This is a genomic window from Murinocardiopsis flavida (genome assembly GCF_003014485.1).
In the GTDB taxonomy this organism is placed as follows: domain Bacteria; phylum Actinomycetota; class Actinomycetes; order Streptosporangiales; family Streptosporangiaceae; genus Murinocardiopsis; species Murinocardiopsis flavida.
The window spans coordinates 109211-132197 of the sequence record NZ_PYGA01000012.1 but is presented as its reverse complement, the minus strand read 5'-3'; the positions used below and the strand labels follow the sequence as shown (position 1 = coordinate 132197).

At 70.0% G+C, this 22987-nt stretch carries 17 protein-coding genes and 1 tRNA gene; 12 read left to right on the top strand and 6 right to left on the bottom strand.

The features are described from left to right. Window positions 1-49 precede the first annotated feature (49 nt). From CLV63_RS17530 to CLV63_RS17520, 3 genes are all read right to left on the bottom strand, one after another. Entirely contained in the window at window positions 50-1012 is a 963-nt protein-coding gene (locus tag CLV63_RS17530; RefSeq protein WP_106584210.1) for a glycine betaine ABC transporter substrate-binding protein, read from the bottom strand. Window positions 1013-1091: 79 nt separating this feature from the next. Beyond that, window positions 1092-2345 (bottom strand): ABC transporter permease, encoded by a 1254-nt coding sequence (locus CLV63_RS17525; RefSeq protein WP_211301348.1) that lies wholly within the window; start codon window positions 2343-2345, stop codon window positions 1092-1094. Further along, window positions 2342-3724 (bottom strand): quaternary amine ABC transporter ATP-binding protein, encoded by a 1383-nt coding sequence (locus CLV63_RS17520; RefSeq protein ID WP_106584302.1) that lies wholly within the window; start codon window positions 3722-3724, stop codon window positions 2342-2344. The genes CLV63_RS17525 and CLV63_RS17520 overlap by 4 nt, the downstream gene beginning before the upstream one ends. 492 nt (window positions 3725-4216) lie before the next feature. Here CLV63_RS17520 and CLV63_RS17515 point away from each other — a divergent pair, with 492 nt between their 5' ends. Continuing rightward, window positions 4217-4813, top strand: a complete 597-nt coding sequence (locus CLV63_RS17515; RefSeq protein WP_106584209.1) for a rhomboid family intramembrane serine protease — start codon at window positions 4217-4219, stop codon at window positions 4811-4813. A gap of 13 nt (window positions 4814-4826) precedes the next feature. Here CLV63_RS17515 and dcd read toward each other — a convergent pair whose 3' ends face one another. Beyond that, window positions 4827-5402 (bottom strand): dCTP deaminase, encoded by a 576-nt coding sequence (gene dcd, locus CLV63_RS17510; protein ID WP_106584208.1) that lies wholly within the window; start codon window positions 5400-5402, stop codon window positions 4827-4829. 119 nt (window positions 5403-5521) lie between these two features. Between dcd and CLV63_RS17505 the strand changes: the two genes are divergently transcribed. Further along, window positions 5522-5595, top strand: a tRNA-Gly gene (locus CLV63_RS17505). 808 nt (window positions 5596-6403) lie between these two features. On the opposite strand, the gene CLV63_RS17500 is transcribed toward CLV63_RS17505, so the two are convergent. Further along, window positions 6404-6931: a putative phosphothreonine lyase domain-containing protein gene (locus CLV63_RS17500; RefSeq protein ID WP_106584207.1), complete on the bottom strand. Its 528-nt coding sequence runs from the start codon at window positions 6929-6931 to the stop codon at window positions 6404-6406. A 395-nt stretch (window positions 6932-7326) separates the two neighbouring features. On the opposite strand from CLV63_RS17500, the gene CLV63_RS17495 reads away from it, so the two are divergent. The 4 genes from CLV63_RS17495 (at window position 7327) to CLV63_RS17475 (ending at window position 12867) form a co-directional block, all read left to right on the top strand. Beyond that, a complete protein-coding gene (locus tag CLV63_RS17495) occupies window positions 7327-8703 on the top strand; it encodes a hypothetical protein (RefSeq protein WP_106584206.1) in 1377 nt (458 codons plus the stop codon). Between the two features lie 1196 nt (window positions 8704-9899). After that, entirely contained in the window at window positions 9900-10757 is an 858-nt protein-coding gene (locus tag CLV63_RS17485) for a helix-turn-helix domain-containing protein (protein ID WP_106584204.1), read from the top strand. 115 nt (window positions 10758-10872) lie between these two features. Beyond that, entirely contained in the window at window positions 10873-11181 is a 309-nt protein-coding gene (locus tag CLV63_RS17480; RefSeq protein ID WP_342751415.1) for a DUF397 domain-containing protein, read from the top strand. Between the two features lie 276 nt (window positions 11182-11457). Then, the gene (locus CLV63_RS17475) at window positions 11458-12867 is read left to right on the top strand and encodes a tyrosine-type recombinase/integrase (protein WP_106584202.1); all 1410 of its coding nucleotides are present in this window, start codon (window positions 11458-11460) and stop codon (window positions 12865-12867) included. Window positions 12868-13660: 793 nt separating this feature from the next. Here the strand turns inward: CLV63_RS17475 and CLV63_RS17470 are convergent. Then, entirely contained in the window at window positions 13661-13924 is a 264-nt protein-coding gene (locus CLV63_RS17470; RefSeq protein WP_106584201.1) for a hypothetical protein, read from the bottom strand. Between the two features lie 608 nt (window positions 13925-14532). Here CLV63_RS17470 and CLV63_RS17465 point away from each other — a divergent pair. From CLV63_RS17465 to CLV63_RS17440, 6 genes are all read left to right on the top strand, one after another. After that, window positions 14533-15297, top strand: a complete 765-nt coding sequence (locus tag CLV63_RS17465) for a hypothetical protein (protein WP_106584200.1) — start codon at window positions 14533-14535, stop codon at window positions 15295-15297. 350 nt (window positions 15298-15647) lie between these two features. Further along, window positions 15648-15965 (top strand): hypothetical protein, encoded by a 318-nt coding sequence (locus CLV63_RS17460; RefSeq protein WP_245928883.1) that lies wholly within the window; start codon window positions 15648-15650, stop codon window positions 15963-15965. Then, window positions 15965-17989, top strand: coding sequence for a hypothetical protein (locus CLV63_RS17455; protein WP_106584199.1), 2025 nt, complete (start codon window positions 15965-15967; stop codon window positions 17987-17989). The genes CLV63_RS17460 and CLV63_RS17455 overlap by 1 nt, the downstream gene beginning before the upstream one ends. Beyond that, the gene (locus CLV63_RS17450; protein ID WP_106584198.1) at window positions 17979-18905 is read left to right on the top strand and encodes a PrgI family protein; all 927 of its coding nucleotides are present in this window, start codon (window positions 17979-17981) and stop codon (window positions 18903-18905) included. The genes CLV63_RS17455 and CLV63_RS17450 overlap by 11 nt, the downstream gene beginning before the upstream one ends. After that, window positions 18902-20683 (top strand): VirB4 family type IV secretion system protein, encoded by a 1782-nt coding sequence (locus CLV63_RS17445; protein ID WP_106584197.1) that lies wholly within the window; start codon window positions 18902-18904, stop codon window positions 20681-20683. Before CLV63_RS17450 ends, CLV63_RS17445 begins: the two co-directional genes overlap by 4 nt. Continuing rightward, on the top strand, window positions 20680-22986 hold the full coding sequence (locus tag CLV63_RS17440) for a type IV secretory system conjugative DNA transfer family protein (protein WP_106584300.1): 2307 nt from the start codon (window positions 20680-20682) through the stop codon (window positions 22984-22986). The genes CLV63_RS17445 and CLV63_RS17440 overlap by 4 nt, the downstream gene beginning before the upstream one ends. The last annotated feature ends 1 nt before the right edge of the window (window position 22987 follow it).

Sequence of the window (22987 nt, the reverse complement as noted above, 5' to 3'; positions counted from 1 at the left end):
CGGTGATCGGCGGCCGGCCGGGGTCAGCGGGCCGGCGGGGCGGAGCGCGTCAGAACTTCAGCCCCTCGGCGTCCTTGCCGAGGACCTCCTGCACGAACTCCGGGTTGTCCTTCAGCCAGGCGCGGGCGCCTTCCTCTTCCTTGTCCTTGTGGTCCTCGAGGACGACCTTCTCCATGTCGGCGAGCGTGTCGTCGTCGACCTTGAACTTCTTCAGCCACCCGTTCAGCTCGCCGAAGTCCTCGGAGAAGCCCTCACGGCCCACCATGTGGATCTTCTCGGCGCCGCCCATGGACTCCTTCGGGTCCTCCAGGTCCTTCAGGTCGAACTTGGCGTAGGAGGGGTGCGGGCGCCACAGGGTGACGACGATCGGCTTCTCGTCCTTGATCGCGGACTCCAGCTCGGTCAGCATCGCCGGCGTGGACGACTCGACGAGCTCGTACTCGTCCTTCAGGCCGTAGTCGGGGAGCATGCTCTCCTTGGTGGTCTTCACCAGGCCCGACCCGGACTCGATGCCGATGATCTTGCCGTCGAACTCGTCGCCCTTGCCCTTGAGGTCCTCGATGCTGTTGACGTCCTCGACGTACTCCGGCACCGTGATCTGGAGGCTGGCGTTCTCGTTCCAGGCGCCGAGGTCCTCGAGCTGGTCGCCGTACTGGTCCCAGTACGACTTGTGCGTGGTGGGCAGCCAGGTGTCTAGGAAGAGGTCGATGTCGCCCTGGGCCGTGCCCTCGTACATCGGGCCGACGTCGACGTTCTTGATGTCGACCGTGTAGCCCTTCTCCTCCAGGATCACCTTCCACAGGTTGGTGACGGTGATGTCCTCTTCCCACGGGATGAGGCCGATGCTGATCGTCTTGCCGGCACCCTCGCCCTCCTCGGGTCCGGTGTCGACACCCCCGCCCTCGCCCGCGCACGCCCCGGCGAACAGAACCAGGGATGCCGCTGCGGCGCCGATGCCCAGCAGTCGTCTCGATCGCTTAACCACGTTGTACTCCTCGTATCGTGCGTTCATTGGCGGGCGGATCGAGCGGGGATCCGTCCCACCCGCTCAGGCGCTGGCGCCGCGGCGGGTTCGGTGGTCGGTCGTTGGGTCAGCGGGACGCAGCGGCGCGCTGCGCCTTCGCCGCCGGCGAGAACCGGGTCACCGCTCCGGTGAGCCGGTCGAGGTAGATGGCGAGGATCACGACGCCGATACCGCCTTCGAAACCGATGGGGATCTGCGCCTGGGCGATGCCGGTGTAGACCTGGTTGCCCAGGCCCGATGCGCCCACCATTCCGGCGATGACCACCATCGACAGGCTCAGCATGATCACCTGGTTGATGCCGGCCATGATCGTGGACAGTGCGAGCGGGAGCTGGATGTTGCGCAGGATCTGGGAATCGGGCGCGCCGAACGCCTCACCGGCCTCCACCAGCTCCTTGTCGACCTGGCGGATGCCCAGCTCGGTGAGCCGGACCCCCGGGGGCATGGCGAAGATGACGGTGGCGATGACACCGGGCACTTCGCCGACGCTGAAGAACGAGATGGCCGGCAGCAGGTAGACGAAGGCCGGCAGCGTCTGCATGAAGTCCAGCACCGGCTTGAGGACGTTGCTGACCCGGTCGTTGTAGGCGGCCAGCACGCCGAGCGGCAGCGCGATGGCGACGGCGACCGCGGTCGCGACGATGATCAGCGCGAGCGTGCTCATGGCGTCGTCGAACAGGCCCATGCTGATGATCAGCAGGAACCCGAGCAGCGAGAAGATCGCCAGTCCCGTCCCGGCGATGAGCCACGCCACCAGCACGAACAGCATCGTCACCAGCAGCGAGAGCTGCACGCCCACGATGAAGTGCAGCGCGATGAACGCCGCCAGGCCGCAGATGACGTAGATCGCGAGCCGCCGCTGCCGGGGGTCGCGCGTCATGGTGAAGCTCAGCACCGCAAGGGCGAGGAACAGCGGGATCGCCGGGAGGAGCTGCGGGTAGACGAACCTCGCCTCCTCGCCGAACAGTGACTGGGCCCAGGTGAACAGCACCGGGTCGAGCTGCGACAGCATCGCCGTCGTCGCGCCGCCGTAGGCCTCGGCGGCCCAGACCGCGATCCACACCGCGAACGGGATCGTGGCGGAGTAGCGGTGCCCGCGCAGCCACAGGCCCACGGCCACGACAACGGACGCCGCGACGAAGAGCTGGGTGGCCGACGGCTCCGACAGTGTGACGCCGAGGAACTCGACACAGACCTCGATGATCGTGCCGATGATGTCGAACAACCAGGCGAGGTTGTCCTTCAGGAAGTCGACACCGGCCTTGAACCCGTCGCCGACGGGCACGCGCGGGACGGTGATGGACAGAGCGGGCAGGTTCATCGCTCGCTCCCCTCCTCGGCGGTGTCCGCTTCGGGCGGGCCGTCGCTCGCCCGCGCCGCGGCGGAATCGGTGTCCTCGGCCGCGGGCGCGTCCGATGCGGCGGCGGTGGCGCCGCCCTCGTCGGCACCCTTGACGCTGCTGTCGCCTTCGCCGTCGGCGGCAACTTCGCCGCCGCCGGCACCGTTGCCGGTGTCGTCCCCGCTGCCGATCGGCGCGAGCGCCGCGAGCAGGGTCACCCGGGGGATGACCCCGACGAGCCGGCCGTCGCCGTCGACAACGGCCAGCGGGTAGGGGCTCTCGGCGGCCTGGTGGAACAGGTCGGCGACCGCGGTGTCGGGGTGGACGCGCTCGATGTCGCCGTCGACGAGCCCGTCGAGCTCCTTGACGCCGTTGCGCACGGCCTCGCCGATGGCGCCTTCGCGCACCGCGCCGACCAGCTGGCGGTTGCGCCGCACGACGAACGCCGAGACGGTCTGGTTCTCGCGCATGGTGCGCAGCGCGGCGCGCGGCCCGTGGCTGGGGTCGATCACCGGAATGGGCGGCTCCATGACCGAGGACGCGGTGAGCACCCGGGTGCGGTCGACGTCCTCGACGAACTGGGCGACGTAGTCGTTCGCCGGGTCGTTGAGGATCTCCTCGGCCGTGCCGATCTGCGCCACGCGTCCGTCGCGCAGCACGCAGATGCGGTCGCCGAGCCGCATGGCCTCGTTCAGGTCGTGCGTGATGAACACGATCGTCTTGCCGAGGGTCGCCTGGAGCTCCAGCAGCTGCGACTGCATGTCGCGGCGGATCAGGGGGTCGAGCGCGCTGAACGCCTCGTCCATGAGGATGATGTCGGTGTCGGCAGCGAGCGCCCGTGCCAGGCCCACACGCTGCTGCATCCCACCGGACAGCTGGGTGGGCAGGTGGTCCTCCCAGCCGTCGAGCCCCACGAGGCCCAGCGACTCCTTCGCCTTGACCAGCCGCTCCTCGCGCGGGACCCCGCGGACCTCCAGGCCGTAGGCGGCGTTCTCCAGCACCGTCCGGTGCGGGAACAGCGCGAAGTGCTGGAAGACCATGCTGATCTTCTGGCTGCGCAGGCGGCGCAGCTCGGCGGGCGGCAGGCCGGTGATCTGGGTCCCCTCGATCTCCACCGTCCCGGCCGTGGGCTCCAGCAGTCCGTTGAGCATGCGGATCAGGGTGGACTTCCCCGAGCCGGAGAGTCCCATGACAACGAAGATCTCGCCGGCTTTGACGTCGAAGTTCACGTCGATGACGGCCGCGGTCACGTCGAGCTGTTTGATCTCGTCGCGGTGGCGGCCGTCGCCGAGCAACTCGACGGCCTTGTTGGCGCGTTTGCCGAATACTTTGTAGAGCTTGTCCGCTCTTACTGCTGGCACGGTCCCCTCTTCGGTCGTCCGGCCGCGTAGGACGCGGCGGCCCACCAGTAATGGCGGCACCCGACCCGCCCCTCCGCGGCCTGTTAGCGGTGGCGCGAGCGCTTCACGGTCGGTAACGGTATGCCCAGATCCTGGACGGAGAGCGCCGCTGGTAACCGTGCCTGCACTGTTTGTTTACGCCCGTTTTAGCTCGATAGATCACCATACAGACGCGGCCCTGGACTTTCCCTGTGACTGGTCACGGAGAGATAACGCGTTTACTCATTGTGCCGACGGAAACTTGACCTGCGACATGCAGATCTCTGCGATTCGGGCAAGCTTTTGTGATTTACGACACAGTCCGATTATCTGTGAAACACGCCACTCGATACGCAACGTTCCAGCTCAGATCGGCCACAAAACGGTCACCGGCCAGTGTCGATCGCGCTCGCGCCCCAACTCCCGGCGCCGAGATCCCGCACCGCCGGACGGCTCTCACATACAGTCGAAAACGTGACGCAGTCCCGGATACGCGCCATCCTGACCGTTGTAGCGCTCACCGCGCTCATGTGGGTGCTGGAGATCTTCGACCTCATCACGGGCAACGCGCTCGATACGTTCGGTATTCGGCCGCGCACCTTCGATGACGTCTACACCATCTTCACCGCGCCGTTCCTCCATTACGGCTTCGACCACCTGATCGCCAACAGCGTGCCGATGCTCGTCCTCGGCTCCCTGGTCGCCTTCAGCGGCATCGGCCGGTTCGCCGGGGCCTCGCTGATCATCATCCTGGTCAGCGGCATCGGCGTCTGGTTCACCTCGCCCCCCGGCAGCATCACGCTGGGCGCGAGCGGGCTGATCTTCGGCTACTTCGGCTTCCTGGTCCTACGCGGCATCATCGAACGCAAGACCATCGACATCGTCATCATGATCTGCGTGGTCCTGTTCTACGGCGCCATGATCTGGGGCGCGCTCCCCGGCCAAGAGGGCATCTCCTGGCAGGCGCACCTCTTCGGCTTCATCGGCGGCCTCCTCTCCGCCTACCTGCTCCCCCGCCGCGACCAGCCCCGCCCCTTCCCCGCCACCACCCCCGGCCCTTACGCCTACTGAGGACGGCGCGGATTCAGATCTCGGTGCGTGAGAAGTTCAGGTACGAGCGGGACGCCGTCGGCCCCCGCTGGTGCTGGTAGCGCGACCCGTACCCGGCCGTGCCATAGGGGTGCTCCGCCGGCGAGGTCAGCCGGAACATGCACAACTGGCCGATCTTCATCCCCGGGTACAGCTTCACCGGCAGCGTGGCGACGTTCGACAGCTCCAACGTGACATGCCCCGAGAACCCCGGGTCGATGAACCCGGCGGTCGAGTGGGTCAGCAGACCCAGCCGCCCGAGCGAACTCTTGCCCTCCAGCCGGCTCGCGATGTCATCAGGCAGCGTGACCATCTCGAACGTCGAGGCGAGCACGAACTCACCGGGGTGCAGGATGAACGTTTCGTCGCCCTTGACCTCGATCAGCCGGGTCAGGTCGGGCTGCTCGACGGCGGGGTCGATGTGCGGGTATCGGTGGTTCTCGAACACCCGGAAGAACCGGTCGAGGCGGACATCGACACTCGACGGCTGGATCAGCCCGGGGTCGTATGGATCGACCCTGACCCGCCCGGACTCGATTTCAGACCTGATGTCGCGATCGGAGAGCAGCACGCTCCAGAACCTACCGCCAACCCGACCCCGCCGCCGCGCATCCCGCCAACACCCCGGCTGCACACCAATGCCCGATACGGTAAGCTCCCATAAGAGCCGCCGCCCCCAGTCGGCAGCACGCGGATGTAGTTCAATGGCAGAACTTCAGCTTCCCAAGCTGATAGCGCGGGTTCGATTCCCGTCATCCGCTCCATGATCAACATTGGCCCTAACCTGCGGATATAACCCGCAGGGCAAGGGCTATTTTCACGCCAAGGGCTCACCAAGGGCTCACACCCCTCGAAAGCGGGGCCGGATCACCGCCCGCACGGCCCCCGTCCGCGGCACCGCTGCGGAGTTTTCTTGGTCGGCCCGGGCCCGATCCGGGGAGCCGATTGGTCACAGGCGGAATCCAGCCCTACGGTCTCCGGCATGGGCCGGAAAAGACTCGCCATCTTTCAGGCGCGGCTTCGCAGCGGCCGCGGGGAGTTCCGTTCCTGATGGTGACGGGGCACGGGCGGGCCGGATCGATGTGGTGAGGACCTGAACGCCGCCGCCCTCACGAAGGCGGCGGCTAACTCCAACAGGACGTGTCCGCGGGCGAGGAGACTCGCAGTAGCGCTCTCCGTGACGTAAGTGCCTGAAAGTGCAAATCCGGGATCATGCACCGAAATAGCCCGATCACGGAAAGGTGCACCGCAGGCGGACGCTGCGTCCGACAGGAATGCACCAACACCAGACCATCGACTGTCTGGCACGGCTTCGGGATCAACGGTCCTGCCCCGACGGAGTACCTAGACAAGCTGGCATCGAAGGCCCACGATCCGCACGTTCAGGGCTGGACTCTGCATCGGCTGTGCAACATCCCGCGCGCGCTCTCAGGGCTGGGGCCGGGCACCATGCTTCCGAGCTTCAGGCAAGTCCTGCCACGCTCAGCTTGCCGTCCTGAGTGAGCAGGGAAAGCTCGTCGAGCAGGCCGCTGCCGAACACGCCCCCGCACCCGTCGCTGCTGAGACCGTGCCTCAGTCTGGGAAGGGGCCGTAGGGCTCGTCGCGAGAGAAAACCTCCTCGGGTGTGCGTTCCTCCTGCTCCTCGGGATCACCGAACAGGGCGTGCTGATCGCCTGGGGTGTAACCGGAGCGGCGCTGGTCGAAGTCCATGGACTCGGCCTGGGAGACATACAGCGAGGCGCCCTTTCCGTAATGCAACGCCAGGGTGGCGGCGTCCTCCTTGTAGGACAAGCGCTGGCCGGTACCCATGGCGCGCAGTTCGGCTAGCACGCGGGCGACATCGCGCTGATCCCGCCAGTCCTTTGTGTAGACGCAGATCAGCACACCTTTACCTGGTTTGTGGTCGGTGGCGACCTTGGCCGCATACCCCAGACGCCCCTCCTCAGTGGCCGCCACGACGTCGGCCCAGACGCCGCGCACCCACTCAACGTCAGGGAAGAGCATCCACTTGCCGGTGACCCCCGCATTGGCCAGCCCTGTCACCTCCTTCTTCTCCGCCTCCGACAGTGCCATGTTGATCGCATAGCGCCACGGGCCCATCTGTCACTCCCTCAGTCCGAGTGCCGTTCACTGATCCGACAGGGCGGACTCTAAACAGGGGTGATGACAATCCGTGTCTGCGTGAATGCGTCTGGCGCCTGCCGTGCCGGCGTGAACGGACAGCCTCGTGCCGCGCCCAGCTGATGCTCGTCCCGGGCCAGCGCCTCGCGAACTCCTCCGGCCCAGGCCCGTGCGGTCGGCAGTGGTGTCGTCGCGCTTGAGGCGCCGCAGATCATTCCGAGGCGCGATCGGCGCGATCGCCGTGGGAGCGACTGGATCCGCTGTAACAACACTCGGAGGCCGTTGAGATTGCGACCAACCTAGACCAGTGCTGTACCTCTCTACGCTAAAGTGCTGTAGTATCTACAGCAATCGAGTTTGGAAAGGTGCAGCAGATGAGCTACCTCCGTGTTCTCGCCAACGGATCCAGTACCGACCATCCCGTCCCCGACCTGCCATTCGTCGACGACACCCACATACCCACCGCTGACGGCAAGGCCGTCGAAGCCGTAGGGCGCAACCGCGGCAACGGGATGTGGGGCCGCTTCGACCGCTCCCGCGGCGGCGAAGGCTGGCTGGCCTTCACCACCGACCCGCTGCGCCAGGACCTGGCCTGGTGCGTGCGCGCCCATCCCGAGCACGGCCGCTCGGTCCTGCTGGTGCGCGACGGCGACGGCGCCGCCCTGCACACCGACTGGACCGGCCGGCCGCTGCTCTTCCGCTCGGGCGGCTACTTCTGGGACGGCACCACCTGGTTCCGGCCGCTACAGGTCTGGGACGGGGCCAGCGAGTCCTTCGCCGAGCGGCCCGTCAAGGCCGCGCGCACCGTCAGCGCCGCCGACCTGCTCGACGACTCCACCGACGCCGAGCAAGGCCGCATCCGAAAGATCGCCACGATCGACGTCGAAGCAGCACTCACGGTGCAGGGCTGGGGCCACGACCTGGCCCGCTGGGCGGCCGCGCGCGGCGATGGCGCACTGCCCCTGCACCAGTGCGTGGTCAAACTCAGCGCGCCCGAACTCGCCGGCGACCAGTTGCTCGGCGTCGCCGAAACGGCCCAGACCGCGGGCATCGCCGCCTCGACACTGCGGGCCTACCTCGCACGCGGCCAGAGCGAGGTCCCCCCGCCTCAGACCGTGCTGGGCGGGCGCAGCATGTGGGCCCGCCCGGTGGCCGCCGATTGGGCCGAGCAGCGCCGGCGCTCCGACGAGGGCGTGCACAGCGTCCTGACCAGCGACGGCACCGGACACGCGCTCTCGGTCGGCGCCCAGCGGATCCAGGAGCGCTTCCACGCCTCCTTCACGGCCCAGTTGTGGGACAACCCCGACCAGCGCAAGCGCTGGGCCCTGCGCCATCGCACCAAGGACGAAGTGGAACGCACCGCTCAGGAACTCGCCTGGTCGGTGGCCGTCTCCCTTGACGAGATCGTGCCCATGCACCACCTGGCCGCGGCCGTGCGCTCCGCGGTCCTGGCCGAGTTCCGCAGCGACGTCGAGAGGGTCCGCACCCGCAGCGGCTCCGTCGAGAAAGGGGATCTGAACCTGGACCTGGCGATCGCGAAGATGCTCGACTGGGTGATCCGCCACGACTCGGCCGTCGCACGCCGGCTGGTCCAGGAGATCGTGGGGCGCGCCCACCGCGAACTGGAGATCGAACCCCCGGTCACCGCCTACGGGCTGGAGCAGGCTTTGGCCCTGGACGGTGAACTGGACAGCGCGGTGGTCAGGGAGTTCCTCGAACGCGCACTCCCGCCCGCCACCCAGGCGGGCTGAGGTTCGGGTGGTGCCGCGTGCGGAACCACCCCGCGCGCGGCACCTTCACGTCCCATGGGCGCGTCGAACGGCGTTCACGCGTCGATGCGTTCCGGATGGCTCGGCGACATCCCCGCTACGCGCCGAAACTCGGCTCGGCTGCGGGGAGCATCCACCTTCTGCTACTTAGTGTATTCGTATAACTGCAAAGTGCTACAGTAGGTGACGGGTCTTGGCGCCATCCGGCGGCCCTGGGTGGTCGTCTGGCTGTTCGTGACCCGATTGCGACCAATGCCGCCTGGGTATACCCAAGAGCGTATTTTCCCAAGTCGAGGCTGCGGTGACCACCCATGATCGCAGTCGGTCGAAGTTGGACGTTTCAATCCCATTTCCGACGATGCGCGTTATGGTGTGGGCGGGTCAGCCGCCGGCGGCGCCGACGACTGACCCGCACTAGACGGTGACTACGCGCTCGCTTGCATCGCATTGCGTAGTCGCCGGAATGGGGCTCCGGGGGGAGCTACTCACCGTGGCTCTTCTCGGGGCTCCCCAGCCACTGGAGAACCGGACCGAGTGAGGGCAGGACCGGTTTGAGCAGCTCCTGCAGGACGAGCATGCAGCCGAACCGGACTGCGTACCGCAGCGCCAACTTGGCCCAGCCTGCCCGTTTCGGCTTCCGGCCCCCGACCGGCCCCTTGCGGTGCCGACCGCGGTAGGCAGCCTCATCATCGCGCATTGACCTTTCCTTTCCTGGCATGGAGGCGGGCGCCTCCGACCTGACTCCCCCGGCCGGAGGAGCAGGTGGTTCTGATCAGGAAAGGTGTGGCGATGTGCCTTGGCCCGGGCCCGTGCCCCCGGTGGGCATCAACTCCGCGGGGCGGATGCCGACGCGAGCGCACCGCGGCCCCGTGTTCGCCGAACACGGGTTCGTGATCCGGGCGGGCCCTTCGGTCTGTGCTCCCCGTGGTGTGCGCATGGCCTCCCGCTGCCGTGGCGTGCTCGCCCGCGCCTAGAGCGTTAGGCATACCTCACATTCATGCGCACCAACTAGTTTGATATCTTGCGACCTGCAACATGACGAAATTCTCTCTAGTCACCAATTTGGGACAAAGACATACTCTGATGGTGTCATGTTGCAAATTCGCACCTGCACATCCTCATGATCCTCAGGAGATGCAGTACTCGAATCGTACCGAACCCCCTAGGAGGAGGCCACCATGGACCCCACCAGTACCCCGGCCGTGGACCGCGCCCTGCTGACCGAGGCGCTGAACAACCTGCGCCGCGAGGCCGGCCTGACCCAGGAGCAGGTTGCCAAGGAGGCGGGCTGGTCGCCAGCCAAGCTCATCCGACTTGAAAGCGGCAAGCAGGTCATCGGCAAGGCGGACTTGAAGGAGCTGCTCGGCCAGTACGGTCTCGCCAGCACGCCGCACGGCACGGAGCTGATCGAGCTTGCGCTGCGGGCATCCCGACGAGGCTGGCCCGAGCAGCACCGGGCCCTGCTTGAACCCGGATACCTGCGCTACATCGGCCTCGAGGCCGGGGCCGCGGTCATCCGCGAATCCCACAACCTCGTGATCTCGGGACTGCTCCAGACCCCGGAGTACGCCCATGCGGTGGTCGAGGGCAATCCCGCCGTCGCCGACCCCGACACCATCGTCGACGTGCGGCTACGCCGCCAGGAGGAACTCCGGTCGCGTGCACGGCCTCCCCAGGAGATCCACATCGTCGACGAAGCGGCCATCCGGCGCTACGTCGGCGGCGAGGGTACCGGCATCATGCGGCGGCAGTTGGAGTACATGATCGAACTCGCCGCTCAGCCGCGAATCGACATCCGCATAGTCCCATACACCGCTGGGTATCACCCCGGCCTGCATGAGCCGGTCGTCATCTTGGAATACGAAGTCCGATTGAATCCCATGCTCTTTAAAGAGACATCGGGAAGGATTCTCCATTACACCGACCCGGAAGTCGTGAGCCGATGCCAATCCAAATTCACTCGGGTGCTCACCTCCATGTGCCTCAGCGCCGAGGAGTCGAAGCAGATGATCGCGGATTCGGCCCGTACCATGTGAGGCGTGAGTGCTGGAGTGCCGTGTGATCCCTGAGATGCTGATGCGCTCCCACATGGCCGCATCCGGCCCAGCATCGACCGCACTGGTCAGAACCCATTTCTGAGCGGATCCGGCGGTGGTCCGGATTCTTGGAGTGCAGCTCGGGGCATGCTCTCCTAAAGCGAATCACATTCTAGAGTGCGCCCCTGGGCTGCGGTGCGGCGCCCGACAAGGAGAGTGCTACGTGGGTTTACCAAGCGACGATCTCCAATGGCGAACCAGTAGCTACACGAGTATATCGAATTGCGTGGAAGTAGCCGATCACGGGCCGGGTAGCTTCGTCCGCGACTCCAAGAACAGAAACATCGGTCACCTGGAATTCTCACGGCGCGAATGGATCGCTTTCCTCTCGTCCACCGCACGACCAACCGTGGACAGCACTTGACATTCGACGCCACCCTCGACGCGCGGGTCCACGTCCTGCCGACCACCACCGGTGGGGCGCCGCCGCGCCGAACGCGGCCCCTGGAGGGCCTCCGCCCTCCCCCGTACTCCACGAGAAGCCCGCACAGGGCAGTGGCCAGGAGATTCTGGTCGTGCTAGGGCGATCTGCCCCGGGGTCCAGCCCGCCGCACCGGGCCCGACCTCACGGCGCACGGATCGCCGGAAAAGACTCGCCGATTCCTTAGGAGGTCGGCCGGAGTCGGGTGATCGTGTGGGCATGGCACAAATCGAATCGCGCACCCTCAGCGACGGATCGGCCCGCTACCGAGTCAAATGGCGCCTGGGCGGAGCCCGAACGGGCGGCTGGCAGTTTGAGACCTTCGACAACCACCCCGCGGCCGTCTCGTTCAAGCTTGCGGTGGAACACGCCGGCCACCAGTGGCCGGACGGGTGGGTGGAGGGGTTCGGCTGGCACCCCGACTACCGACCCGGCTTCGGATGGACCGCGCGTGAGGACGAGACCGAGGATGCGGAGCCGGTGCGGTTCCGGGAGTACGCCCTCGACATCATCGCCTCGATGTCGGGCATCGACGACCGCACCCGCGCCGACTACACCCGTGACCTGCGCCGCCATCTACTGCCCTACTTCGGCGGCATGGACGTCCGCGATCCGCGCGCCCTCTCGGCCAAGGCGGTGCGCGAATGGGTCAACCGGCTGCGCGACGGAATTCCCGACCCCACGATCCCGATCAATCCCACCACCGGGGCCGGCAGCAAGAAGGGCGCCAAGCGCGGGCACAAGCACGGATGGCTGCGCGAGCCCTTGCGGCCCAAGACGATCCAGAACCTGCACGGGCTGCTCTTCATCATCCTGGAGAGCGCCGTCAAGACCGAGCCGCCGCTGCGCCAGTCCAACCCGGCGGCCAGGACGAAGCTGCCCCGGGTCGATGACGGCGAGGGCGACGAGGAGATGTGCTTCCTCACCCGCGAGGAATTCGCGTTGCTGCGTGCCTCGATCCAGGAGGACGTGCGCGACATGCTAGAGGTGTTCTTCCTGACCGGAATGCGCTACAGCGAACTCACCGCGGTGCAGGTCCGCGACGTCACCACCCGCAGGCAGCGGGACCCGAGTACGGGCCGAACGGTCTTGACCGGGTATGTGGAGGTGCGCCGCGCGTGGAAGCGCCGCCCCGACAACACCTTCGAACTCGGCGCCCCCAAGACCAAGAAGTCGCGCCGCCGGATCGCGCTGAGTCCTCGGGCGACCGCACTGGTGACGGCGCGGACGACAGGCAAGAAGCCCACCGACTTCCTCTTCACGACCAAGAACGGCTGCTGGTGGCGCCACGCCTCCTTCTACACCCGCCGGTGGAGCCCTGCCGTGAAGAAGGCCCAAGCCGAGGGGCTGCACAAGAAACCGCGCATCCACGACCTGCGCCACAGCCACGTCGCTCTGCTGATCGAGGAGAACCTGCACCCGTTCAAGATCCAGCGCCGCCTGGGGCATCAATCGATCACGACGACCATGGACCGGTACGGGCACCTGATCAGCGACATCGACGACGAGATCCTCGCCGCGATCGACGGGGAGCCAGACCTTGCGCTGTACGAGCCGTCGGCGGCCCTCACCGACAGTGCGGAGGTCGCCTCGATGGGTGGATCGCATCTGAAACTCGTCGAACCATAGAAGGCCGAGTTCCTGGGGCTGATCGCACGGCGGCCGTCGGGGCTGCGACCTCTGATGGCGTGAATTTCCTCGTGCTCCGTAGACAGGTAGAAAGCGGCTTCGTGGCCGGTGCGTTGGTACTGGTGCCCAGGTGGGAAGCGCATGTCCCCACGTGCGCGGGGCAGATCGTTGTACGGTCGTCGTACACCCTGTACGATCACCGTGCAACGTGCGGATTGGGATTCAATAGATCATCCGCTTGTGGAATGTTCTATTTTTTCGCGGCCGAACAAGAGGAAGAGCGGACCCGATTTCGCTGGAATCGAATAATTCGGGCCCGCCCTTTTAATGGGACCCGGCTAACGGACCGTATCCGTTAGCCGGGGTTTCCACCGCGAAGCAGGTCGATCACGAACCCGATGATCACGCTTGCAGCTCCCCGGGCGACCCCGCCCAGAGCCGGACCCACCCACCAAGGGGGAGTCCACCGCTTCCGCATACACGGGTCGCTGTTGTCCATGCCCCACCTCCTCCCGAGCGGCCGCCCCACTGCCTGGTGCGGTCGGTACCGACCGCTCTGCAGATGTACGGTCGGCGTCCCCGGGTGGAGAACGACGACATTACCGGGATCCAGCGACCCGCACCACGAAAGAGCTTCGGCTCGGCCTCCTATGAAGTTCATTCCAGCGCTCTGGCCTGCCCGCCTTTTGGAGAATGAAATGCAGTTCTCCCAGGTGGCCGATGGCGCTCCCTCCCGTGTGGAGGGGGCGGGTCGCCGTAGCGGGCGCTGCTGAGCGCGGCTGGACATGTAGGTCTACGGGGCACCGGAAGAGACGAGTAGCCGATCGGCCGCGGCCGTCGAAGGTCCGTCCCAGACCCGCTCGGCGTGCAACACGGTGGTGCGGTGCCCGGCGGCCCACTCGGTGAAGGCGTTCAGGCCGCGCGTCTCACCGGCCGTTGTGAGGTGGTAGCCCGAGCTGTTGATCCAGAACCGGGTGGGGCCCTCGATGTGCGTGCCGAGCCCCACGGCGAGCAGGCCGTCGCGCACCTGGCGCTCGATGTCGATGCCGTCACCCATGATTGGCGCGGTGCCGTGTTCACGGCGCACTGCGAACGCGGGAGCCCGCGGCGCCGACGAAGACCTTGACCGACAAGCCACAGGGCGAATCCGGTCCGTGAGGACCAAGAGCCCGGCGCTGGGTCGAAACCGCGGTACATGGACGCGCTCCTCTCCGAACCACCTCCGCTCGCGGTAGACACCGATGACACCTCCGGCACCGGCCCGAGGACCAACCGTGCAACTCGCCGCGGACGGCCACGGAGTGGTGGCCCTGAACACGAGGTGCCACGTCTGTCTCCCACCGACCAGGCGCTGGTGGCCCCTCGGGGCCGGTGCCGCTGACCCGGCCACCGGCTGGTCCCTGACCCGGAGTCTCACGGTGCGCGAACGGTGACACGGCGCTGACACTCCACGAACACGCTGCTCAGTCCGTGTCCCGTGCCCGATTCCTTTCGCCGGTTCCTGCGGTGATGCTGCGCCGCATGTCACGACGGTGCGGCTGCCCCTACTGTCCGCACACGGTCTCCCGCGTGCTCGCACTGCGGCAGCGCGGTGTCGGTGCGGTGATCGCCGGGGCTCCTGAGGTGGGTGGTGTCCGCGACGGCACGCACCCCCTGGAGGCTCCTATGGGCACCGCAACCGACTGGGACGGGCGGGCACGCTCACCACTGAACCGCGCTGAGGCCGAGTTCCTGCGTATCGCCCCCGACCGCCTGCTCCTCGACGGACCCTCGGCCGCGCTGATCGGCGCGGCCGCCCCGGTCCCGCTCAATCAGGTGCGCGAGGCGCTGCTGCGCCCGATGGGCCACGCGGTGCGCGACGCGGTCTGGCGCACGATCATCGCCCGCGCGGTGCACGACCGGGAGTGGATGCTCGGCGCGGTCGGGCTGGCCATGCCGGCGCTGCGCGCCGCCGCGCACCGCTCGTGCCGCGGCCTGGACGCCGATGCCCGCGACGACGTCGACGCCGCCGTGCTAGCCGGCTTCATCGCCGCGGTGCGCGCGGCCGATCCCGGATGGACGCGGCTGGTGTGGCGGCTGCGGTGCCGGGCCCAGCGCGCCGGCCTTCAGGCCCGCCACCACCAGACCCAGGAGGCGACGATCCCGGCCGCGACCGCGGCCTCGGAGGCGCCCCGCGCGCCGTGGGGCCACCCCGACCTGGTGCTGGCCGCCGCGGTGAAGCAGGGCGTGATCAGCGCGGGCGAGGCCCAGCTGATCGCGGAATCCCGCCTGGAGCCCACCACCCTGAAGCAGATCGCCGCCGACCTCGGTGTCCCGTACCTGAGGCTGCACAAGCGCCGCTCCCGCGCCGAGGCGCGGCTGGTCGCCGCGATCACCGCCGGGGACCTCCCCACACTTCTCAGCACATCGCAGCCCGATGACCTGGGCTGACCGCCCGCTGCGCCGGGCCGGTGGAAATCCGTATGTCTACTTTCGGGCTCTTCTCGCGAGTTTTCGGGGGTGAGAGTCCGGCCGTCGCCCGTGTGATCGCCTGCCTGCCCTGACAGCCGATCGCCCCTGCTGATTCCGATTCGAGCGAAGGAGGAGCCCGCGCGTCGGGCGGCGCCGGACTCTCCCCGCCGCCGGTGGCGGCGGGCGAGCCCGCTGGTGGAGGCCCCATGAAGTCCCGAACCCCTGCACCCTGCCCCCGAGCCCAGAGCCGCTCCGAGCCCGGCCCGCACGCTTCCCCGGCCCTCGCGCCGCGTTGCCGCCGTGCCCGGGCCGCGGCCCGCAGTGCGACGGTGGCGGCCGGCGCGCTGCTCCTCGCGCTGGCCCTCAGCGCCGATGAGGCCGCGTGGGCGGCCGAGGACCCCGCCACCGGCACCGAGGAACTGGTCGCGGTCGTCAACCGCATCCGCACCGTCATCGTGTCGTTGGCCGCGGCGCTGGCCACCCTGCTGCTGACCATCGGCGGGCTGCGCTGGCTGCTGGCCGGCGGGGATCCGGGCGAGATAGACAAGGCGCGGCGCGCCCTGATGGGGGCCGCGATCGGCTACGGCATCGCGATCCTGGCCACCGTTTTGATGACGATCCTCGACTACATCGTGGGCGGCCAGTGATGGCGCCCGGGCAGCCGGTGGCCGCGGAGCAGTACCCGGAGCCGCCCTCGACCGAGCCCGGCCCGGAGCCGAGCCCGCCCCCCGAACCCGAACCGGAGCCCGACGGCGACGGCGGAGATGGGGGTGGGGGCGGTTCGGAGGAGTACCCCGAGCCGCCCTCCACCGAGCCCGGCCCCCCGCCGCCGGATCTGCCCAGCCCCAGCAACGAGGACCCCCCGCAACCCCTCGGCGGGGAGTGCGGGTGGGTCGAGGTGTCCTGCCACGTCACCAACTGGTTCCGCGATCTGGTGCGCGATGCGCTGAATCCGCTGTTCGGGTGGGTGGGGGAGTACGCCTTTCACACCCCGGAGCCCACCGAGGCGGTCCACGCGCTGTGGTCCGGCGTGCTGGGCACCGCCACCGTCCTCTACGTGCTGCTGGTCGTGGCCGGCGGGATCGTCGTGATGGGCCACGAAACCGTGCAGACCCGGTATTCGGCCCGGGAGATCGCGCCGCGCCTGGTGATCGGGTTCGTCGCCGCGAACCTGTCGCTGTGGGTGGCCACCCAGATGATCACCGGCGCCAACGCGATCTCGGCCGCGATCGCCGCCCAGGGCATCGACGCCGAGGAGGCCGCGAAGAACTTCTCCGAGCGCCTCGGCGTGATCTTGCAGGAGTCGGTGGTGTTCATCGTGCTACTGCTGGTCGCCGTCGTCGTGCTGCTGGTGGTGTGGCTGGCGACCGAGGCGGTGCGCACCGTCATGACCATCACCATGATCGTCGCCGCACCGATCCTGCTCATGTTTCACGCCCTGCCCTACACCCAGCGCCTGGCCGCCCTGTGGTGGCGCACCATGGCCGGGCTCATGGCCATCCCCATCGCCCAGGCCTTGGCGTTCCTGGCGTTCATGCAGCTCTTCTTCGAGGGCCAGATGCAGTTCTTCGGGACCTGGGAGGCCGAGGACGCCCAGGGCTCGGCGAGCGGGCCCGGCCCCACAGGGGCGGGCATGGTGATGATGGCCTCCCACCTGGTGCTCGCAGCCGAGCCGGATGAGGGCCAGGGCGGGATGCTCATGAGTTTGATGATGTTCTTGACCCTGCTCTACATCCAGGTGAGGATCCCGTTCTGGATCTTCAAGCTCGTGTGGTCGCCCAACGTCGGCTCCTCCCCGCTGGCCTCCATCATCCGCACCGTGGCGATGGCGGCCGTGTTCCGCACGCTGCTGCCCGGGCGCGCCGGCGCCCGCACCTCCACCGCGGCCTCGGCGAAAACCCCCTCCCCGGCCGGGGCACCGGCCCCCGGGCGGGGGCGGGACTTCTCCCACCTGGGCACGCGCCGCGACCCCGCGCACGCGCCGCCGCTGCGCACCGGGACACCCGCCGGCGCCCCGGCAGGGCCGGCCTCGTGGCGCACGGTCGCCGAGGACCTCAACGCCCGCACCAGCACACCCCGCACCGCCACCGCGGGCGGGGGCGCCGACCCCGGTGGCGCGCCCGGCCTGGGCGGCACTGCGCGCCGCCCGGTCAACGCCCCCCGCCTGCCCCTCGGACCCGACGCCCCGCCCGGCTCCCCGCGCGACCGCGCACTCGGGCCCGCGCCCGGATCGGGTGCTCCGCCCAACCCGCCGGGGCCGGGCCGCCGCGCCTCAGGTAACCCGGCCCCGAGGGCGGGCGCGCCCCGTGCGGGCCCGGGTGTGCAGCCGGGCCGCACCGCTGCGGCGCCCGGGCGCCCCCGGCTCGTGCCCGCCCCGACCACGCCCCCCTCACGGGCCGTGCAACCGGGTTTGTTCCCCGGCCCGCCCCGGTGGCGCCAGGGCGTACTGCCCACCGCACCCCCCACGCGGGTGCCGGGCCGCACGGCCACCGTGCGCCTGGGCGAGGCGGGCCCGCCCCCGGAGGCCCCTGCCCGCCCCCTAACGGGACAGGAACCGCTGTTCGAGGCTCCGGCGCGCCCGGCCGGGCCCCGTCCGCCTATCCAGCCGCCCCTGCCCGACTTCCCTTCGCTGCGCCGCCTGCGCCGAAAAGAGGACCGCCGTGACCAGTGACGAACCCTCGACCTGGCGGGCCCGTATCCCCGCCGACATCGACCGCCCCGACCCTGTCCTCGCCGGGCTCAGCGTCCGCCAACTCCTGCTGCTGGCGCCGGTGGCGCTGTGCGCCTGGGCCCTGATCGCCGCCACCCGCGGCCTGATCCCGCTGTGGGCCACCGGCGCGGCCCTGGTCCCGCTGGCCGGGGCCGCGATCGCCCTGGTCCTGGGCCGGCGCGACGGCATCGGCCTGGACCGCCTCGCCGCCCTGGCGCTCACGTGGCGGCGCGGGCCCAAGCACCGCGTCGGCGCACCGGACGGGGTCGCGCCGCTGCCGGATTGGGCCCCGGCCGATCCGGGCGGGCCGCACCTGGAGCCGCTGCGGCTGCCCGCCTCCGCCATCACCGCCTCCGGGGTCGTCGATCTGGACGGGCGGTGCGCGGTCATGATCGCCTCCTCCACCGCGAACCTGCACCTGGCCTCCGGGCGCGAGCAGGACGCCGCCATCGCCGCCTTCGCCGCCCTGCTGCACGCGCTCACCGCCCCGGCCCAGATCCTCGTCCGCGGCACCCGCCTGGACCTCGCGCCGTTCGCCGACTCGCTGCGCGCGGGCGCGCCCCACCTGCCCCACCCCGCCCTGGAGGAGGCCGCCCACGCCCACGCCGACTTCCTCACCCACCTGCAAGAGAGCCGCGAACTGCTGCACCGCACCGTCATCGTCGTCCTCACCGCGCCGGGCCGCGCCGAGGCGGTCGGTCCGGGCCTGGTGCGCCGGGCCGAGGATGTCGCCGCCCAGCTCGGCGGGCTCGGCGTGGCCGCCCAGGTCTGCGACGGCGACGCCGCCACCCACGTGCTGCGGTCCTGCCTGCACCCCGCCTCCACCCGCCCCGACGACGCCGCCGGCCCCGCCGGTCCTGAGGAGGAGGTTTCATGAGGCTGCGCGACCGGCTGCGTCCCCGCAGCGAGAAGGGGTCGGCCCGCCTGGGCGGGCCCGCGATCGAGATCGGGCCCCGCCACCTCGGCGTGGACGACGCCTACTGCCAGACCCTCATCGTCACCGGCTACCCGCCCGAGGTCCACGCCGCCTGGGCCCAGTCGCTGCTGACCTACCCCGGGCGCATCGACGCCGCCCTGCACATCACCCCCCACGACCCCGGCCTGGCCGCATCCCGGCTGCGGCGCCGCCGCGCCCGCCTGGAATCGTCCTGGCGCTTCGACGCCGCCCGCGGCCGCATCGAGGACCCCGAACGCGCCGCCGCGACCGCCGATGCCGCCGAGCTGGCCGAGCGCCTGGCCACCGGGCACTCCAAGCTGTTCACCTGCGCGCTGTACCTCACCGTGCACGCCCCCACTCCGGAGGCGCTGGCCGCCGAGGTCGAGCACGTGCGCACCCTGGCCGCCTCCCTGCTCATCGACACCGTCCCGGCGACCTTCCGGGCGCTGCACGGCTGGATCGCCACCCTGCCCCTGGGCACCGACCCGCTGTCCATGGGCCGCACCATGGACACCGACGCCATCGCCGCCGCCCTGCCCTTCGCCAGCCCCGACCTGGCCGCCGACCTCGGGCCCACCACAGTGGTCTACGGCGCCAACACCCACTCCGCCGGGCTGGTGATGTGGGACCGGTTCCACGGCGGACTCGACAACCACAACGCCGTCATCCTCGCCCGCTCCGGCGCCGGCAAGTCCTACCTCGCCAAACTCGAGATCCTGCGCTCCTTGATGGTGGGCATCGAGGTCGCCGTCATCGACCCCGAAGACGAATACGCCCGCCTCGCCGAACACGTCGGCGGCACCCGCATCCCGCTCGGCACGCCCCAGGGCCGCATCAACCCCTTCGACCTCGGCGAGGGCGAGGACGCGCTCACCGAGCGGGCCCTGTTCCTGCACACCCTCATCGCCACCATGCTCGGCCCCCTGGAGCCAGGCCCGGCCGCCGCGCTGGACCGCGCCATCCTGACCGCCTACGCCGAGGCCGGGATCACCACCGATGCCCGCACCTGGTCCCGCACCCCGCCGGTGATGGCCGACCTCGTGGCCGCCCTGCACGCCGACACCGATGATCCCGACACCGCCGATCTGGCCCACCGTCTGGCCCCGTATGTGAGCGGGTCGCGCTCGGGCCTGTTCGACGGGCCCACCGCCACCCCGGTGCGCGGCCACCTCGTCGTCGCCTCCCTCAAACGCCTGCCCGAGGAACTCAAGACCGTCGGCATGCTGCTCCTGCTGGATGCGCTGTGGCGCCGCCTCACCGACCCTCGTGACCGGCGCCCGCGGATGATCACCGTGGACGAGGGCTGGGTGCTGCTCCAGGACCCCGTCGCCGCGAAGTACCTGTTCCGGTTGGCGAAGTCGGCGCGCAAGCACTGGGCCGGCCTCACGCTGATCACCCAGGACGTCGGCGACGTTCTCGCCACCGACCTGGGCCGCTCCGTGGTCTCCAACGCCGCCACCCAGATCGTGCTGCGCCAGGCCCCGCAGAACCTGGACGCGGTCGCCGCCGCGTTCGGCCTCTCCCAGGGCGAGCGCCACATCGCCGCCACCGCGCCGCGCGGCGACGCGCTCCTGCTCGCCGGGCACCACCGGGCCGGCCTGCACGCCCTGGCCGCACCCGAGGAGCACGCCATCGTCACCAGCGACCCGGCCGAACTCGCCGCCCAGCACACCGACGACGGGCACGACGATTCCGGGGCGGGGGAGGGGCCGTGGTGAGCGCCACCCACCTGGCGGCGCTCCTCGCCTGGGGCCCCGTCGCCGCCGTCGCCGTCGGGGCGTGCTGGGTCGCGGCCACCCTCGGCGTGCGCCTGCTCCGCCACACCGTCCTGGCCCGCCAGGCCCGCATCATCGAGATCCTGCCCCCGCCCGAGGCGACGCTGCCAAGCGCCGAGGCCTTCTGGTCCCACACCCTCGGCCTGCTCAAACCCCGCTGGCAGCGCGCCTTCACCCAACCCCACCTCGCCTTCGAATACGTCGCCACCGCCGGCGGGGTCCACATCCAACTGTGGGTGCCCGGCACCGTCCCGCCCGGGGTGGCCGAGCGCGCCATCAGCGCGGCCTGGCCCGGCGCCACCACGACCACCCGCCCCACCCCGCCCGCCCCCGCGCACGCGGCGGTGCGCACCGGCGGGTGGATGCGCCTGGCCCGCGGCGACGAATACCCCCTGCGCACCGGCTTCAGCGAGGACCCGCTGCGCGCCCTACTCGGCGCCATGGGCGGGCTGCGCCCCGGCCAGAGCGCATGCGTGCGCATCAGCGCCCGACCCGCCACCGGCGCCCGGCTGCGCCGCGCCCGCACCGCGGCCGCCCGCATCCGCGGCGCCGCCCCCGCCCCGCTGGCCCTGCTCGACCCCCTCACCCCCGGCGCCACCACCGCGACCGGGTCGACGTGGCCCGACGCCGCCGGCACCGTCCGCACCATTCTCACCAAGGCCGCCGCACCCCGCCTGGCCTGCCAGGTCAGCTACCACCTCGCCTCGACCACCACCTCAGCCGACGAGGCCGAGCGGCTGCGCGGCCACGCCCACGCCCTCGCAAGCAGCTTCGCGGTGTTCACCTCCGGCACCAACCACCTGCGCCGGCGCCGCATGTGGGCCCCCGCCGCCTGGGCGGGCTCCCGCTACCTCGCCCGCGGCTACCTGCTGTCGGTGGCCGAACTCGCCGCCATCGCCCACCTGCCCACCGACGCCGCCATCCCCGGCCTGGAACGCGCCGGCGCCCGCCCGATCGCCCCCACCCCGGCCATCCCCCGCGGCGGGCCGGACGCGCGGGTCCTGGGCGATGCCGACGCCGGCGCCCCCCGCCCGATCGCCGCCGGGGTGAGCGAGTCCCGCCAGCACACCCACATCATCGGCGCCACCGGCAAGGGCAAGTCCACCCTGCTGGCCAACCTCGTCCTCCAGGACGCCGCCTACAGGCGGGCCGCGCTCGTCGTCGACCCGCGCGGCGACTTGGTCACCGACATCATCGCCCGCCTGCCCGAACCCGCCATCGGCAAGGTGGTGCTGTTCGACCCCGACGACAACGCGCCCCCGCCGCGGCTCAACCTCCTCCAAGGCGACCCTGACTTCACCTCCGACACCGTGGTGGGCATCTTCCGCCGGATCTATGACCAGTGGTGGGGGCCCCGCACCGACGACATCCTGCGCGCCGCCACCCTCACCCTCACCCGCACCGGCGATGCCTCTCTGACCCTGGGCGAGATCCCGCGGCTGCTCGCCGACGACGCCTTCCGCGCCCGCCTGCTCACCCGCATCGCCGACGACGCGCTGCGCGACTTCTGGACCTGGTACGAGGCGTTGAGTCCGGGCGGGCGCACCGCCGCCACCGGCCCCGTGCTCAACAAGCTCCGCACCGCGTTGCTGCGGCCGTGGGTGCGCCAGGTCATCGCCTCCGGGCCCTCCACCATCGACCTCACCCGCACCTTCGACTCCGGCGGCCTGGTCCTGATGCGGCTGCCCAAAGGCCGCCTCGGTGAAGACACCTCCAGCCTCATCGGGTCCTTCGCACTCGCCGCCACTTGGCAGGCCGTGCTCTCCCGGATCACCGTGCCCGAACGGCTGCGCCCCGATACGGCGGCCTTCATCGACGAGGCCCACAACTTCCTCAACCTCCCGGGGAGCCTGTCGGACATGTTCGCCGAGGCCCGCGGCTACCACCTCAGCCTCATCCTGGCCCACCAGGAACGCGGCCAGTTCCCCGCTGAACTCCGCAAGGCGCTGTCGGCGAATGCCCGCTCCAAGATCTACTTCGCCATCTCCCCCGACGACGCCGCCGATCTGGCCCAGCACACCCACCCCAGCCTCAGCGGCTACGACCTCACCCACCTCGGCGACTTCCAAGCCGCTGCCCGCCTGCTCGTGGGCGGGCGCGAGCGCCCCGCCTTCACGATGCGCACCCGGCCTCTGCCCCCGGTGATCCCCGGCCGGGCCACCGAAGTGCGCAAAGCCGCCCGAACCCACACCCCCACCGCCCCCGCCCCCTCGGCGCCCGTCACCGACGTGCGCGCCCGACCCTGAA

Coding starts and splice junctions, on each gene's coding strand:
- CLV63_RS17530 (WP_106584210.1), bottom strand. CDS start 1,012: ATGAACGCACGATACGAGGAGTACAACGTGGTTAAGCGATCGAGACGA.
- CLV63_RS17525 (WP_211301348.1), bottom strand. CDS start 2,345: ATGAACCTGCCCGCTCTGTCCATCACCGTCCCGCGCGTGCCCGTCGGC.
- CLV63_RS17500 (WP_106584207.1), bottom strand. CDS start 6,931: ATGGGCCCGTGGCGCTATGCGATCAACATGGCACTGTCGGAGGCGGAG.
- CLV63_RS17495 (WP_106584206.1), top strand. CDS start 7,327: ATGAGCTACCTCCGTGTTCTCGCCAACGGATCCAGTACCGACCATCCC.
- CLV63_RS17485 (WP_106584204.1), top strand. CDS start 9,900: ATGGACCCCACCAGTACCCCGGCCGTGGACCGCGCCCTGCTGACCGAG.
- CLV63_RS17475 (WP_106584202.1), top strand. CDS start 11,458: ATGGCACAAATCGAATCGCGCACCCTCAGCGACGGATCGGCCCGCTAC.
- CLV63_RS17470 (WP_106584201.1), bottom strand. CDS start 13,924: ATGGGTGACGGCATCGACATCGAGCGCCAGGTGCGCGACGGCCTGCTC.
- CLV63_RS17465 (WP_106584200.1), top strand. CDS start 14,533: ATGGGCACCGCAACCGACTGGGACGGGCGGGCACGCTCACCACTGAAC.
- CLV63_RS17455 (WP_106584199.1), top strand. CDS start 15,965: ATGGCGCCCGGGCAGCCGGTGGCCGCGGAGCAGTACCCGGAGCCGCCC.
- CLV63_RS17445 (WP_106584197.1), top strand. CDS start 18,902: ATGAGGCTGCGCGACCGGCTGCGTCCCCGCAGCGAGAAGGGGTCGGCC.